This window comes from Flavobacterium inviolabile, assembly GCF_013389455.1.
Classification (GTDB): Bacteria; Bacteroidota; Bacteroidia; order Flavobacteriales; family Flavobacteriaceae; genus Flavobacterium; species Flavobacterium inviolabile.
Window position 1 is genome coordinate 1,063,599 of record NZ_CP058278.1, and the last position, 17,030, is coordinate 1,080,628.

8 protein-coding genes and 1 tRNA gene are annotated in these 17,030 nt (G+C 37.5%); 2 read left to right on the forward strand and 7 right to left on the reverse strand.

What is annotated here, in order from left to right; all coding sequences use genetic code 11:
- Positions 1-58: 58 nt before the first annotated feature.
- Positions 59-132, forward strand: a tRNA-Ala gene (locus tag HW120_RS04770).
- Between the two features lie 403 nt (positions 133-535).
- Here HW120_RS04770 and HW120_RS04775 read toward each other — a convergent pair.
- From HW120_RS04775 to HW120_RS04785, 3 genes are read right to left on the reverse strand one after another with little or no spacing between them, the layout of a single operon-like run.
- The gene (locus HW120_RS04775; RefSeq protein ID WP_177731354.1) at positions 536-1,060 is read right to left on the reverse strand and encodes a hypothetical protein; all 525 of its coding nucleotides are present in this window, start codon (positions 1,058-1,060) and stop codon (positions 536-538) included.
- A 2-nt stretch (positions 1,061-1,062) separates the two neighbouring features.
- Positions 1,063-1,452 carry a hypothetical protein gene (locus HW120_RS04780; RefSeq protein WP_394353043.1) on the reverse strand — a complete coding sequence of 130 codons (390 nt, stop codon included), beginning with the start codon at positions 1,450-1,452 and terminating at the stop codon, positions 1,063-1,065.
- Entirely contained in the window at positions 1,440-3,188 is a 1,749-nt protein-coding gene (locus HW120_RS04785) for an RHS repeat domain-containing protein (RefSeq protein ID WP_177731358.1), read from the reverse strand. The genes HW120_RS04780 and HW120_RS04785 overlap by 13 nt, the downstream gene beginning before the upstream one ends.
- 151 nt (positions 3,189-3,339) lie before the next feature.
- Between HW120_RS04785 and HW120_RS04790 the strand changes: the two genes are divergently transcribed.
- Complete coding sequence (locus HW120_RS04790) at positions 3,340-3,741, forward strand: hypothetical protein (RefSeq protein ID WP_177731360.1); 402 nt, start codon at positions 3,340-3,342, stop codon at positions 3,739-3,741.
- Positions 3,742-4,184: 443 nt separating this feature from the next.
- Here the strand turns inward: HW120_RS04790 and HW120_RS04795 are convergent, their stop codons facing one another.
- From HW120_RS04795 to HW120_RS04810, 4 genes are read right to left on the reverse strand one after another with little or no spacing between them, the layout of a single operon-like run.
- A complete protein-coding gene (locus tag HW120_RS04795; protein WP_177731362.1) occupies positions 4,185-4,607 on the reverse strand; it encodes a hypothetical protein in 423 nt (140 codons plus the stop codon).
- A gap of 13 nt (positions 4,608-4,620) precedes the next feature.
- On the reverse strand, positions 4,621-15,798 hold the full coding sequence (locus tag HW120_RS04800; protein WP_177731364.1) for an RHS repeat-associated core domain-containing protein: 11,178 nt from the start codon (positions 15,796-15,798) through the stop codon (positions 4,621-4,623).
- A gap of 4 nt (positions 15,799-15,802) precedes the next feature.
- Positions 15,803-16,489, reverse strand: coding sequence for a hypothetical protein (locus tag HW120_RS04805; RefSeq protein ID WP_177731366.1), 687 nt, complete (start codon positions 16,487-16,489; stop codon positions 15,803-15,805).
- A gap of 6 nt (positions 16,490-16,495) precedes the next feature.
- Positions 16,496-17,017 (reverse strand): hypothetical protein, encoded by a 522-nt coding sequence (locus HW120_RS04810; RefSeq protein WP_177731368.1) that lies wholly within the window; start codon positions 17,015-17,017, stop codon positions 16,496-16,498.
- Between the last annotated feature and the right edge of the window lie 13 nt (positions 17,018-17,030).

Below are 17,030 nucleotides of genomic sequence, written 5' to 3' on the forward strand. Positions count from 1 at the left end.
TTAGCAGAATCTATTTGTAGAATGATTGAAAAAGCTATATTTGTACCCGTTAATAAGCGGGGATGTAGCTCAGTTGGCTAGAGTGCTTGACTGGCAGTCAAGAGGTCGTGGGTTCGAGCCCCATCTTCTCCACTAAAAGACAAAACGCTGTAAGACGAAAGTTTTACAGCGTTTTTTATGTTTATATACCTGGGTGTGAAGATTTTTTTAAATAGATAAAATTCTTTACGTTTTTATGTCTTTAATATGGACTTGGATTAAAATCTGTATTTATGGGTTTTGGAAAGTTTATGCTGCTATTTAAACTAATTGATTTTTCCTGTTTAAATACGTAAGAACATCTGCATTAAACGCTTTTAAACCACTGCCTGGTGTGTCAAGGATATTAAACTCCGGTATTTTCTTGTCGTTAATACCTATCAATACGTGGTTCTAAATGGTTGAATGGCTGTAACTTTTGTAGTCTATCTAATAAGTAGGTAAATGAAGAATTTAGACTTTTTACGCACTATTTTAGTTCTAATTTAGATACTAGCTACCTCGGCTTTGGGAAAGTTAAACCGATATTTAGGCTAATTGAATCATTTTTTGAAATTAATTTTCTGTTTAAATAATATTTAACAAAAAAAGATTCACTTTTATTTAATTTAAACATAGCTGAGTTTTCATCATAAATCATGATATTTTCATCGTTAAGATTGACAAATGACTTATAGTTGTCTAATATGACCTTTAAAGTATAACCTTCCTCCCTCGGTATCAAAAAATCGTATATAAACTTTGTTTTTATTTTTTCATTTAATCTTAAATTTTTATAAATTTTTATAAATTTTTTTGAAGCACGAATAGTCAAAGTATCTGGTAATTCATGTTTGGGAAGTTTTAAAAAAAATCTTATTTTGTCTTTTTCAGAACTTAAACTTAAATCACCAGTAATTTTATGCACTTCTATCGAATCAATTATAATTTCATTGTCAACACGCTTTTTTTCAATATTCTTTTTGCATGAAAAAAAACACATTATAATAATTGCTAAAATAAGCTTATATTTTCCTTTCATACTTATTTAATTTCTGTAAGTTTTTTTGCTGAATAATTGCTTCCTGTCTTCTTATTATAAGTTTTGACATTTTTTAAATATTCACCATAATATGCTTTTAAACTCTCTTTTCTAACTCTTTCAGGGAACTTCATTTCATTATTTACTAATTGTTTAATATTTGTTTCCATACTTGAGATGTAATTTGAACCAATATTTTTTAAATAATCTTTAAATAATGGTGTACTATTAATATAACTTTTTTGTGATGTTTGTGCATCCCAAACTTTAAAATGCTCAAAACCAGAATCTGATATACCTTGAACATGCATATCTTCATGAAATAAAGTATTTACAACATTATTATAATCATTATTTAGTTTCTCATATTTCCCATTTTCTAATTTTCTAATTTTCCATGTTCATTTTCCATATTAATGGATATCTTTTTCGTTTCAGTGTCGGTAAAACCACCTTCACCAAAATTAGTGTCATCTTTGTATGCAATTACTCCTGTAGATTTACCTTTAATCTCTTTATCATAAATAGTTTGGTAAACTTTTCCAGCAGTTTTTACATCAAATTGGTCAATACTTTTTGAAGCTGCAATTTTATACATTGTTTTCATATTTCCACTTTTGTCTCTTTGTTGAAAAACTGTATAATTAGTTGCAATCTTTATTTCTGACCCCCCTTTTATACTCTGACCCAAAAATTTACCATCAGCTGCAAAACACATTTCCAATCCATCAATGTCAACGGAACAAATAGGGGTATTCCCACTAAATTGATATGGTGTATACCAAGGGTAACTTTCAAATAAGGGGTCGGTTGATAAAAATCTACCAATTCTCGTATCATATATTCTAAATCCATAATCATACTGAACTCCAGTTCCCTTAATCTCATCATCTTTTTCTTTTCCATTAAACCCATAACGGTATGATTGTGAGCTGCCATGCCTATTCGGTATAAGGCTTCCAAACGGGTAATAATCAGAATAGGTAAGAACATCTGCATTAAACGCTTTTAAACCACTGCCTGGTGTATCGAGGGTGTTAAACTCCGGTATTTTCTTGTCGTTAATAACGACTAATACATTACCCAGGTGGTTGGCTAACTCATAACGTTTGTCGCCTACCAAATTTACATATTTTTTATACGCAATAAGTCCTGCTATAGGATAATTACCATTTGTTTTGTCCAGATAGTCCGGAATACCGTCACCATCACTATCAATCGCATCCGATGGGTTGTGATCCCCGTTAGGATCGGCACCTTCAATAGCTTCCCAGGTTGCATAGCCATCGCCGTCATCGTCAAGATCAAGGTAATTCGGAATACCATCGCCATCGGTATCGTCGTTGGTCAGGTTATTATCGTTATTAACATCTTCAAAAATGTCATACAGACCATCGCCATCTGTTAAACACGGTCCTAAAACACGAACGGCAGCAGGAGAGACGGTCATCGTAATATTGCCGGAAGCAGAAACCGGCGGATTGTTTAATCCGGTTCCTACATTATTGTTAAAGTCAAATTCACGCGTTAGTGTGTTAACCGAGCTACCAAAACTATAATTGACACTACAAATATCAAACGTTCCGGCACCTAATTTTGAAACTGGGGCTGTTAGAGCAGTTGCCGATGTTGAGGTCACCGCATTCCTGTTGAATGCAGTATTCTGGCTTCCGTTTACCGCCATACCACCTTCAATACTATCCGAACCTAATACCGGTGTTATTTTTCCTTCAAAAGAAACCTGCATTCCTTTTTCTTTCATTTCCGCAGCCGTTACGGTTGAACCGGAAAGATTGGCTATTGTATATTGCTTTTTAGTGGTAATACCATTCGCAAATACTTCTTTGGTTACGATTGCTTTCGGTTTAAAAGTGCCGTTCTGGTAATCGGCAAACAATTGAATTCCTGTTTTGATATTGCCTTCCGTGACCTGTTGCGGCATTACATAATTTACAATTTTCAGGTTGTAAATAGTAGCTTTCGGATCTGGCATTATAAAAGCAACTAACATTGGCTGACCTGCATTTGCAGCAGGCTCATTCAATGTGTGCAGTAAAATACCATTATTATAGAATTTAATTTTACCATTCAGGCGTTCTATTCTCAAAACATCTCCTACTTTGAACATATTGGTCCCCTCCGAGAATGATGCCGATAGTTGTTGAAGTGCACCATTTTCATAAGCCAGATATGATTTCTAGGATTTATCGTGACAAAAAGGGAATGCTACAAAATCACTTCAAAGAAAATGTTTAGGCTTGAAGTGGAGATAATGACCGATGTTATCAAATATTTCAACTCGGTCGGTGTATGTGCTGTACGTTTATGATGCGCTTTTATGTGAAGAAAAAGACAAAACGGTGGTGATGGAAACCATGAACCGAATCATTTTGGAGCATGGTGTAAAAACCTGTGTTAAAGATACCAGCCCAAAAATCGATGTTGATTGCTCCATTGTAGGTGTGGCTACAAAGGGTGTCAATGAAGCAGAAGCGGTTACCATGGACACCAACACCAAACGAATAACAATCGATGAATTTTTCAAAAGATTTAGGATAAAATACGGTAATTATGTGACGGAAACAAGTTTGGACATATCTTATGATATATTATCAAATGATTTTGATTTTATTGATGAAGTAACTGAAGAATATAAAACCATGTGCGTAGTTGAAACGTAGATTGATGGTGTTTTTGGAAAAATGAACCTATTCAAATAAAACAGAAAACCGATTCCAAAGCTGGAATAGGTTTCTCGTCTCTGAGTATATCCGATGCCTTTATGTTCGTTGGTGGTGTATTTCAGATTATTGGCGATTTACTGCTTATGATGTTTGAAGTGCTATGGTGATTGTGGGAGCAATTGAAATAAAAACAGAAATCCTAACTTTTTATTTACGGTTAGGATTTGTTGATTGCGTTATTATCAAATACTTACGTTTTACTTTTTTCATGCCCTAATTTGAAAAAACCTCTTATTTTAAGCCCTGAGACAAAAAAATAATTCAATTCAAGACTTACTTATGATACTAAAAAACAGTAACTAAATTTCTTTTAATTACTGTTTCTCAATTATTTAAAATGATTTTTAGTGTTATGGCCTAATTTGGGACATTATCATCTTTTATAATGTAAAATTTTCGTTATTTTCTTTAACATAATTAAAAAGGTCTTTAAAAGCTGATTCAATTTTAACTTGATTATAATTCGAGTACAATTCACGTAACAAATTCATAGAAGCTTTGTAAACAGCTTCTTCAAATTCTTGAAAATCAAACAAAATTTTATTTTTATTATAAATTAATTCAATTTTATTTTTGCTTTTAATTAGCTCAACTTTTTCTCCACTATCACTAGGATACCAAACAGTTTTATTTTTTTTTTCATTCTTTAAAAGATTCAATTCAGAAATTAAGTCAGCTAGAGAAATAGTTAATATGCAATATGTTGACTTAAAAAAAAATATTTCATTGATACTAAACCAACCAAGACTTAAAGATGAATCCTGAGTATCTAAATTCTCTGACTCATTAAAAAAATATTTCATATTCATTGCTTATTTATTCAGTTATTTTAAAAAATGATATCACATTTTCGGCAGCTTTATCTACTACTAATCTGTAATTTGCAGATTCACCATTAATTTTAATTCTTTTTTCAAAAGTTTGTACTCCACTATTAATATTGCTCACTCTTTTACCTTTTGAGTAAACTTCTTCAATTCCTCTAATTATCTGTGCATCTGAAGTACCTTTAGGAAATAATCCTCCCTTACCTCCAGGGTTATTTAAAAATTCATCCGCTGAATGTCTTCTTAAAATATGTTCTAATCCTTTTTTTGCATTACCCCAAGCTAATTTTATATCTCCTCCAAAGTTACCAGCTCTTCTAAAAGTACTTATCAGCATAGATTCTCCTAATCCATCTCTTTCAAGCAATATCATAGGTCCTGACATACCTCCAACTTTAAAAGTAGTAGCCATTAATCCAACAGTTGCAACATCTCCAAGGAATCTCATAAACTCCTCTTTATTGGAGCCTCGAGGCATTATGTATGCTCTTGAATTTTTTAAATCATAGTAGCCTGTTTTTGGGTCAATATCATATCCCCATTGAACATATGAAGATGGATTAGATGGTGCATATCCATAATCTTTAAATTGTTCGGCATATATATTCCAATATTCCTTTTTACCAAAAGGAGACACTATACCCGTAGGACTTGACCGTAATAACCCATTTAGTACTAAATTATTAACGCTATGTTTTACCTCCATAAAGGTTGCTACAGTCATTTCAGCAAAATTTATATCAAGATAATTTGGTACAGATTCTTCCTTTCCTTCAAGTTCTACAAATTGAATTGGCTTGTTTCCACTAAAACTATATGGAGTATAATGCGGATATTTATGGGTTAACGGATCAACCGCAAAAAACCTACCCACTCTCGGATCATGCATCCTAAAGGTGTAATTCAACGAATTCCCTTCCCCTTTAATTTCATTATCCATTTCCTGTCCCTGGAAACCATAACGATAATCAGTTTTTGAGCGATGTCTGGCATCGATAATCATACCAAACGGGTAATAATCAGAATAGGTAAGAACGTCCGCATTAAACGCTTTTAAACCACTGTCTGGTGTGTCAAGGATATTAAACTCCGGTATTTTCTTGTCGTTAATAACGACTAATACATTACCCAGGTGGTTGGCTAACTCATAACGTTTGTCACCTACCAAATTTACATATTTTTTATATGCAATAAGTCCTGCTACAGGATAATTACCATTTGTTTTGTCCAGATAGTCCGGAATACCGTCACCATCACTATCAATCGCATCCGATGGGTTATGATCCCCGTTAGGATCGGCACCTTCAATAGCTTCCCAGGTTGCATAGCCATCGCCGTCATCGTCAAGATCCAGGTAATTCGGAATACCATCGCCATCGGTATCGTCGTTGGTCAGGTTATTGTCGTTATTAACATCTTCAAAAATGTCATAAAGACCATCGCCATCGGTATCTGTTAAACACGGTCCTAAAACACGAACGGCAGCAGGGGATACGGTCATTGTAATATTGCCGGAAGCAGAAACCGGCGGATTGTTTAATCCGGCGCCTACATTATTGTTAAAGTCAAATTCACGCGTTAGTGTGTTAACCGGACTGCCAAAACTATAATTGACACTACAAATATCAAACGTTCCGGCACCTAATTTTGAAACTGGGGCTGTTAGAGCAGTTGCCGATGTTGAGGTCACCGCATTCCTGTTGAATGCAGTATTCTGGCTTCCGTTTACCGCCATACCACCTTCAATACTATCCGAACCTAATACCGGTGTTATTTTTCCTTCAAAAGAAACCTGCATTCCTTTTTCTTTCATTTCCGCAGCCGTTACGGTTGAACCGGAAAGATTGGCTATTGTATATTGCTTTTTAGTGGTAATACCATTCGCAAATACTTCTTTGGTTACGATTGCTTTCGGTTTAAAAGTGCCGTTCTGGTAATCGGCAAACAATTGAATTCCTGTTTTGATATTGCCTTCCGTGACCTGTTGCGGCATTACATAATTTACAATTTTCAGGTTGTAAATAGTAGCTTTCGGATCTGGCATTATAAAAGCAACTAACATTGGCTGACCTGCATTTGCAGCAGGCTCATTCAATGTGTGCAGTAAAATACCATTATTATAGAATTTAATTTTACCATTCAGGCGTTCTATTCTCAAAACATCTCCTACTTTGAACATATTGGTCCCCTCCGGGAATGATGCCGATAGTTGTTGAAGTACACCATTTTCATAAGCCAGAATTCTGCCATCCAGATAACTAAACAAGGCATAATTACTACTATAGCCCACAACATCCGGATTTGGCTGATATGACAATCCTAACATCACCCTGTAATTTGAATCCAGAGTTCCGCCAATCGTTCTCTCCACATAACCATTAGCCACTAATAATTTAGCTGTTTCTGCACCGGAATCCCAAACCTGTGGATTAGCTTTGGTAATGGTACCATTAGCATCCACTGCGATATTCAGTGAAGCCGTTAATGGCGGCTTGGTAATGGTATAATAGTTTTCCGGCTGCGGTACCGCATCATAGTTGACTACTTTAAGGTTGTAAATACTGGAATTTTGTTTTAGTATTGAAAAATCAACTAACATTGGCTGACCGGCATTTGCAGCAGATTCATTCAATATATGTAGTAAAATACCATTAATAGAGTACTTAATTTTGCCGTTTATCCTTTCAACCCTTAAGACATCGCCAATTTTGTAGTAATTAGCCCCTGCCGGAAACGATGCTGTTAAGGGCTGATTCACACCATTTTCATAAGCCATAACTCTGCCATCCATATAACTATACATAGCATAGTTAATATTGCTATGATCTGCAACATTCGGATTAGGCTGGTATGACAATCCAAGCATCACATAATAATTGGACTCCAAAGTTCCGCCAATTATTCTTTCTACATAACCATTACCAACTAATAATTTAGCCGTTTCACCTCCCGAATTCCAGTCGGTCATACTTGTTTTCGTAATTTTTCCGGAGGCATCAACAGCAACATTTTGTGAGCTGGTCAATTGTGGTTTGGTGATTACTTCATTTGCATTAACATAAGGAATATTATATTTTACAACTTTCAGATCGTAGATTTTAGTCTGGCTTCTATACAGGGCAAAGTCAACCAGCATAGGTTGTCCTGGCTGGGACTCGACAACTTCTCGCACCAATGTATTATTTTTAAAGTATCTGATTTTTCCACTTCGTCTTTCTACTCGTAACAGGTCACCTATCGCAAAAAGATCGTTTCCAGTGGGTAATGTATATCGTACGGAATTTTCATAGGCATACAAAATATTGGAACCGAAAGTATAGAATGCATAATTGATGGTGTTATAATGAACGTTAGGATCGGAATATGATAAACCTAGCATCACATATTCATTAGAAGCCAAAGGTCCTTTTATAGTTCTTTCCACATAACCATCTCCGGTTAAAAGATATGGTGTAGAACCACCCACATTACCCCAACTATCTCCGGCTACTGTTCGGGTTATTGTACCATCGGCTTCTATGTTAATATTGGACATTACATTTAATGGCGGACGGACAATCGTTTTATTATGGTCGATATAGGTTCCCTGACCCATAATTTCTACCTGACCGATTAAAGTGGAAGCCGGCGGCGTAGCTGTCTGGCTTATTTTAAACTTGCTGGTTAATGCTACAGTATCAACGTTTGAATTTACCGTTGTTAAATATGGCTCATTCCAGGTCGCATTAGTAGACGGGGTAACATTTAAGGAATATATTTTTAAATCGGAAACACTCAGCGGTACACTCGGAGCACTTGCTGCGGCTGCATTGCCTGCCTGAGCAGCATGTGCCAGCGGCCCGATAATTTCCGGTTTTTTGTATTTATACAATTGAACCATTTTGTCTTCCAGACCCAATCGGCTGCTGCCAAAAATATGATGTTCTTTAATGTAATAATTTTTACTTATTCCATTTCTGTTTGAAAGGGTCGAATACCTGTAAACGGCAAGGACATTCCCCTGAGCGTCTCTGGAATAATAATCGGAGTTGGTAAGCGGATCTCCAAATGAGGATTCAACAACGTTTTTTGAAATTCGATTTCCTAAACCGTCATATTCAAAATAGATTACCGTCTCGGCTCCGTTTTTATTTTTTGTTATCCTTTGCACTTTACCATCAACCCGCCAGTTTATTTTTAAACCTTCTGTTTTGTCTGCTACTAACTGACCGATCTCATCGTAAATATAATTATGCGTATTCAGGTTGTTGATGTTATAAACAATTCCGATTTCAGCCAATTGCCGAACCTGGTCTTCCAGGTCATTCGGACTTAAATTGCTATCCTGAACCTTATCCTTAACCAGGCGTAATTTGTTATTTCCCGGTAAATAGTCATAGGATAAATCATCCATCTTCTGAAAAGCACCATTCTGGTCTGGAGCGGTTCTGGAAAGTGTTTTTAGGTTTCCGTTCCGATCGTAAGTATATCGAGAGGTGTAACTCTCGTTTTTAACATCGGCCGCACCTGTAGCGTTAGGCGTAATGGCAACAGAGGTCATACCGGTAATACGGTTTAACTGGTCATAGGTGTAATTGTTTTTCTGAACATCCAGTAAGGCCTCTCTGTTGGTGCGAATAGCCGTTGTCATCTGTTTGATGTTACCATTGTACAGATTTCTGCCACTTGCGGCAATACCATTGTCCCGACTAAACATCAGCGGTTTGAATTGTGCGTCTCCGTTATCTTCCGTTGCTATGGCTTTATAATCACCGTCAAAATAAGTAAGGGAATAACCAAAGGCATCTTTGTTGCTGTCTTTTTTTGAAGCCGTTCCGTCAAGCCCCATATCGTTTTCCGGAGCCGCCAGATTCTCACCGTTTACGGCTTTAAGCCATCCTTGTAACGTATAGGCATAGTCGATACCCTGAACTTTTTTATCACCCAGTTCAACACGTGCCAACGGACCATGGGCATAATATTTATAGTTTGCATCATTCTCCCAGACAATACCATCAGGAGATGTTTTTACGGCTACAATACGATTGTCTGCATCATATTCATATTGATGAATAAACTGATCGGCTCTTCCGGGCTGAAGCGTAACCGAGTTCACATTACCACTTATTAGGTCATAATCATATACCACTCGTTTAATATGCAGTTCACAATCATTTTTAAGCCCTAAAGCAGCATCCGCCATGACGTTCGGATCACAATAATAATCTTTTAATGTTGGTATGTATGTCAGGGTCTCTTTTACATTACCGTGTATGTCATAATTATAAACGATGGCATTTATAAAATCAAGCTCTTCACCCTGAATGTATTCGTCATAGGCAAATATACCGGTTACGCGATTCCTGCTCGCTTGCGGATTATAATTGGAATAGAAGAAATCGGAGGCCAACCTTGACTCCGGATACAGTTCAAGCTGAGGGTCTTCACCATAAACGGTTCGGGTTACTTCCACTTTCATAAGTCCTTCTTCCGGGAAACCATTGACAATCTGATTTGTAACATTGCCTCCGGTAAGATAGGAACGCACCAGCCTTCCTTCATCTGAGATAAAAAAATGAGTGCCATATTGATTTGGCTGACCAGATATAACGATTTGCCCAACTTCGATAATGCGACCTAAATTATCATAAACCGTATAGCTCATTCTCTTAATACTAGACTCAAGAACATATTGTTTAGCATTTTGTGAAGCGATTATTCTTCCTAACGCATCATAAGCAAAACGGGTTTCCCCACCATCCGGTGTTTTTTGCCATACCAGTTGGTTCAGTGTATTATAACGGTATTGTGTTTTAAAAGTGTGTTGTGGCTGTAACGCTGTATTTTCAACATTAGGTGCCAACGGATCAAAGTTATTTTTAAAAGTATTGATCGCCGTGTTTTTGGTGTTAATCTCGTCCGGTGTAAAACGTTTTACGCCTTCCGGAGCTACCGTTTGTGTTAAATTCCCGGCCTGATCGTAATAATATAGTGTATATTGATATTCTTTATCGAAATAATTTACCTTGAATGTTTCTTTAACTGTTGCCATTGCAGCAGCTGTATATTCCTTAATGAATTTTTTTCGTAAGGATTCTAAATAATTGTCATAGGCCTCCTGCTGATAGGTTTCGTTCAGGTTTTTAATTAAATGTACGCAGGTGCTTTCGTTATCGGCAGGTAATTCCGGCGAGTATGTGCCTAATGAAGCCGGAGGGCATATCTCCGGATGTGCATCTTTATATAGGGTGTTTACCCAGTTGTTCCAGTTTAAACGATCCGGATTGCCGGCATTAGCTGTATAGTATCCCTTATAGGCATCGATAACACTGTTGATCTGATTAAACCCGTAATGCAAATAGGTATTTCCAAATTCGGCAATGGTTCTGAAATTAAAATCGTAAGACGATGTGATCGCTAACTGATTGCAGTAATATTTATAGCTGTCAACAATATATTGAAGATTGTTTGCACAGAAATTGTCAAACTGATTGGCTTGAACATCATAATCGCTGAAACGCGGACCATTATTAGGACCTCCATGAAGTATAAAGTTTAAGAAATCGGCTTTTTTTGCATCACAGGCAACAGGAACTACCGTTTGCGGAATACATACGGTACATTGACTGTCTGTATAATTAAGATTTGGTTTTGCCCGCGCGGTTACAGACTGAACAGATCCCGATGCATTCGGATAATGAAACGTAAAAATATCTATTGAACCGTTACTTGTAATCGTTACATTACTAAACGGATAGGTGCTCAAAGTAGAAAGATTTACAGTTTGATCCAATGAGAATATAGGTTCTCCTCCCCGGCTCATACCATAACCATATTGACCGCTGCCCCATGTTGTCTGAATCGGAGAATTGACAGGCTCATTAAAGAATGTAGCCAGATAGGAATTTTTATAGGAGGATACGTTGTCAAGATTTACCGGAGTTGTACTTTGTAATTGACCTGTTTGTTTTAACTGGTTAATAAAAGCTACAAAAGCCTGACGGAACTGATATCTCTTCATACAGCTGTTTCCGTTTTCGGATGTTCCGGCGTTAGGATCCAGTACCTGACCAATTTGATTATTATGATCCGTACTGCATTCCCCAATCGGTGCACAGGTCGTTCCGTAAAGAACTACTTCTTTTTCGGTTCCGTTAACTAAAATTACTGCCACTGCTTTGTAAGCGAAAACCTGATTCGCCGGCATGGAAGCTGCACTGTCATAATAACACTGCTTGATATTTTTAATTTTCCACGTGGTGTTATAATTCGCCCACGTATATTCGGAAGAATCAACCTTAATTGTGGTGCCACAAAACGGTTGCGACGGACTGCTGTTAAAGTTTATCGTAAGCGTATTGTTTGCCGTAGCCGAGCTGATGTTCAGCGAATTTAACGGCACAATTGCCGATCCCAGGGCTTTGATTAAATCGGCTGTTACATATTGTCCTGTAAAAGGTCGGCTGGACAATGCTGTAATGTTTTGCCCGGTAAATGATGCGTCTTTAAAGAATCCGCTTATAAAATATTCAAAATCAAAAAGCAACGGACAATTACCGGTTTGGGTATAATATTCGTAGTCGTTTTGTGCCTGTAACTGATCCAGAGCCGTTTGCGGATCAACACCGGAATCATAACCAAAATCAACCGGGATAAAGCGCTTTGTTTTTTCTTTGTATAAGATGCCGCTGGTGCTGGCACAAAGTGACGGTACCGAAATACTATAGATATAATTGAATAAACTGGCTTTTTGCGAGAAGTTATCCGTTAATACATTTGTAACCGAATAATCCAATACGCCACCGATACAACCATTATACGATCCTTTTTCGATCGCATAAATATTGCTGAAAACGTGTTTTATCTTCGATTTTAAACCAATATAAAGGCTTCGGTACGTTTTCCAGAAGACGTCTTTTTGTTCGGTTGTTAAAGACGAAACAGCCGTTGGGAGATTGCACTGTACCAGTGGATTACAGTAAGCGGCCTGTAAAGCGGCCTGATATAATTTCAGTACGGTTGTACCGTCTGATAAATAATCGGAATTGATGGCTTCCTGCATAATACCGGTTCGGTAACCAAACAGTGCGGCACTTTCAAAAGCTGCCGGCAGTTGCTGGAAGTAGGGGTCATTAGTATAAATTCCGGTATGTGCGGAAAGATTATTCCCAATTAAGCCTTTACTTACGGCATCGTTAAGTGTTTTTACATTTTGCAGGTAACTGTCATATCCATCTGAATTGACTGCAATTATTGTACTGGTACCCTGAACATTTTTAGTAAGTTTACAAACTTCTTTATTGTACTCTAAATAAGGATATTCCGGGTGATAAATAAGTAATGATTTCGCCCAGCTGAGATCCCAGGCCTCAACAAAGTCAGCATAGTTAACTAATTGTTGCGGTTTTACTTTACGACGTAATGTACCGTCCACCGTCTCTGTAAGAACTAAGCCTGTAACAGCAGGTGTATAGGTTCCGTCTCCGTTTGGTATTACGATTACGTAGGCATCATTACCGTCGATGTCTTTATAAGAAAGACTTGAATTTTTCCAGTTATTACCGGTTACCGCTCCGTTTCGGTATAATTTCCCCTGTTGATTGAAAACACTTAACTCGAAATCCGGATTGGCTACTTCTTGTCCATTTGCATTCAGCATTGTGCTTTTAGTAATTCCATACTGTCCAAAAGGACTCACATCGCCCAATAAGGTTTGCTCATTAACCGTACAACTGGAATCAAAATACACTTCAGCCGGACATAGTTGGTCGCACTCCTGTTTTAACAATTGCCATTCTCTAAAAAAGCGATTGGCGAGTCCGTTAGCCTGAGTTTGGTCAATACTGGTATTGCCGGATATCGTTACGGATATCGGAGCCGTAAGATTGGTTGGTAAACTAAATGTGGCCGCAGGAACACTGTAATAGGTACTCAATGAATTTATAATATAGTTTGACGGGGTACCAATGGCAGCCGTACAACTTGTACAGGTCATATTACACATATCCAATGAGATATTCGGAGAGAACTGGTTTGGATTTACATAACAGGAATTATTGGGATTCCTAAGCTTACTGATATAATCCGTGGCATATTCATTGAGTTGTTCAGCATTGACTTTAAGCTCCTTTAAAAGCGTATAGGAACCGGAATTCAAAGCCATGAAAAAAGTACTTGGATTCGACTGGTAGGGGAAAGGATTTGATGCGCTTCCCAATTTAATTTTTTCAACAGCGATCTTGTCTTCCTGACATTGGTCTTTCAGATTGATTTTTAAATCATAAACAAAAGGATAGACCGGTCTGTTACAATTTTCCGGACTGGCCGGCGTAAATTGCTGTGTTTGATTTACCGTATAATCAAATTCATGTGCAATCCTATTGCCTCCAACAGCCAGTTGTTTTGAAACGACTAATTTATCGTTGTTTACCGGGAAATTACCGGTAGATTCCAGTCGGTTGATACCCAACAAGTCAACTTCCATCATGCCATGCATCGGGTTGTCGTTTCCGGCATCTTCAAGCTTATCCAGATTGTCTTTTGGATCATCTGATAAGGCTGTTGCAATCGTTCTTCCCTGCGGATCGATATAACTAACCGATACCTGTCTGTTAGGATCGATTACAATGTTTTTTTTGTAATGCGAGACATCGCCTACACTATAACCAAACAGGCGATTGATTTCTTTATCTGTAGGTGTAGTGTATAAATACTGCATTTCATGCCCGGATCCTAATTGATGGTTATAGCCTACCCCGCCTTTTCGGGCAATACGACCAGTATTGTCAGGCGTGTATTCTATTTGGGAAAAAGGGTGATTTTGCGCATCCGGTACATATTCCTGATGAATACTGTTCGGGAAATCGGAAAGGCTCTTGCTTGAATAATATCTGGCCGCACCAAATCCGGAATCCATTTTATTGACCTGCACATTGCATATCGTATCTGAGGTAGAATCAAAATCAAAGTCCTTATAGGAATAAGACGTATCGGATTGATTTTTATTATGATTTTTAAAATAGCGAATACTATTCTCATTTACCGGAGTAGGTAAAACTTCAACAGCAGGTCTGCCCTGTGCATCATAAATTACTTCCCCTACAATGGCATTTTTGTCGGTATTGATTTTTGTTACCGTTTGTCTGTTACGCAACGAGCCGTCAAAATAACTGATCACTTCTTTCTTTTTGCCATTCTCGGCATAACTAACCTGTAATTGCCAGTTTTTGTTTTTTTCGTGTTCAGACAGCTGGGCAATATGCGGCCAGTCGGAAACCTTGGTTTTTGAAGCCGTTCCCGAACTCCATTTACCATAGTATTTTCCTCTGAAAAGCTCCGGATATAAACCCACAGCCCTTACTCTGTAAATAAGATAGCCTTTGGCATAAAGCAATGGAATTTCGTAGGATTTGGATTTGGTTAGAATACGGGTATTGTTCAATTCAAAATCACGATCGCTAAAATTGATTGCATTCGCGGCTAAGTTATCAGTAGCACCGGTATCGGAATAGGAATCTACCCACGTCCATTCCAATTCATATTCGAGAGCACCGGTCAGTTTTTGCCATTCTATTTTAATAGAACCCGGTACCATGGTTCCTGTAGCGGAATCCAACAGGTTCGTTATCGTTGAGACCGGATTCGGTAACTGATCGGAAACCGTATAATATCGTTTTACTTTTAATCCTAAATCCAGGAAAATGTTTTCAGGAATATAATTAGAGGTTGTATTGTTAACAAGGTTTTTATATACAACAGACCCCGGAATCAAACTGATCTTCATTCCGTATCTATTCTTAACCTGTAAAAAGCTTACATCAGTAAACAGGGTATTGGTCGTGGCTGCCGAATGCGGATTATACGAAAGCGACAATACCTCTTCTCTCGGTGTAACCGTAGTGTCAACGGTACCGTCAGCTAACAATGGCGTAACTAAAAAAGTAGCCTTGAACTCATACCAGATATAGGGCGGCAAAGTATTGTCAACCCGCAAGCGTGCATAGCAATAAGGATCCTTATTATGCTGGTTGGCCCAACCGGCTTCGGGGTCTGATACCGAAGTCTGCTGGCTAAAACCATTTAGTTGAATCGGAGCAATGGGATATTCCTTTTCATCTATTTGTGCCGTAACAAAAACGGATGAAAAAAGGGTAATTATAATCAATAACCTGCCTAATACTGTATTCATATTATTATAATGTTATAGCCTTGTAATTTTTTAATTTAGGGGTAACGATAAACTTTTTGTCCTTAACCGTGAAGAAATCCTGTTGTTTGATCTCCGGACATTTCGGGTTCTTTTTATAGTGTACTTCCAGTTTTGGATTTTTTATTTTGATCTTTTTATCCTTAATCATAAAATCTTTTTCACCCATAAAATAAAAATACTGTTTAACCAGACTGTAATCCGCTTTATTGATATAGATGATCAATTTATCCATCGAAACCTGGGAATACTTTCCTGATTTTAATTCACAGATATAGTACGTTTTATCTTGTTTTAGCGAATACTCCGGAAATAGTTTCAGAAAAGATTTTAAGGCAATTGGTGAATTGTTGTTTTCCACTTTACCGATTTGTACTATTTTTTCCTGGTGATTAATCAGGATGTTGTTCGCTCCGAAACTGGCAAATTCAGTGTCTTTAATCTGCTGATAGCTTACCGCATTATTTTTATAAATAGTACCGGTATAACTGTCAACCGGTTTTGTCGCAGTAGCGGTGTTATAAAAGTTATATTGCGATTGATAACAGTAGCTTTTCTCCGACTTATATTTCTTTTCAACTTTATCAAATACCTCTTCAACGGTATCTTTCCCTTGTGAAAAAGCAGGAAGCACCATCAGGAAAAGTAAATAGAATCGTAATGTTTTCATCATTAGGAATTAATTTTTTTTAATACTGTTACTTCGGGTCTCCTGTATGGTAAAGACGCCTTTTTCCGTTTCTTTTTTCACACGAATCAAGCCGCCTTCTAAATCATATTCATAAAAGGTAGCGTAATTGTTTTCATCCAGTTCGGCCATCAAACGCTGTGTCTGTTCATCGTATACAAAACTTTTCATTGAGCCGTTGTACGGGTGGAACCGGATATCGTCAAAATAACATTCCGTGGCAGTATTGGAACAAACCAGTTCGATTTCCAAACCCGGAACCGTGGCCGGAATAAAGACAATTTCCACCACTCCGGCAATAAGCTGCCAGCCATCTATAATTTCTCCAACCGGATGTAAGGTGGCCAGTAGTGGTGAAGTCGTATTGGACATGTTTATTTTAATCATGCCGGTATAGGTTAGTTGTTGTGTCGGATGGATTTCTTTTATCCATCCACTCACCACATACTTGCCCGGGGCAGGCTGGAATGAATTAGTGAAGTCGGTATACTGAGCATTTATTTTTACACTCATAAATAACACGAAG

Coding starts and splice junctions, on each gene's coding strand:
- HW120_RS04775 (WP_177731354.1), bottom strand. CDS start 1,060: ATGAAAGGAAAATATAAGCTTATTTTAGCAATTATTATAATGTGTTTT.
- HW120_RS04785 (WP_177731358.1), bottom strand. CDS start 3,188: ATGTTCAAAGTAGGAGATGTTTTGAGAATAGAACGCCTGAATGGTAAA.
- HW120_RS04790 (WP_177731360.1), top strand. CDS start 3,340: ATGTTATCAAATATTTCAACTCGGTCGGTGTATGTGCTGTACGTTTAT.
- HW120_RS04795 (WP_177731362.1), bottom strand. CDS start 4,607: ATGAAATATTTTTTTAATGAGTCAGAGAATTTAGATACTCAGGATTCA.
- HW120_RS04800 (WP_177731364.1), bottom strand. CDS start 15,798: ATGAATACAGTATTAGGCAGGTTATTGATTATAATTACCCTTTTTTCA.
- HW120_RS04805 (WP_177731366.1), bottom strand. CDS start 16,489: ATGATGAAAACATTACGATTCTATTTACTTTTCCTGATGGTGCTTCCT.
- HW120_RS04810 (WP_177731368.1), bottom strand. CDS start 17,017: ATGAGTGTAAAAATAAATGCTCAGTATACCGACTTCACTAATTCATTC.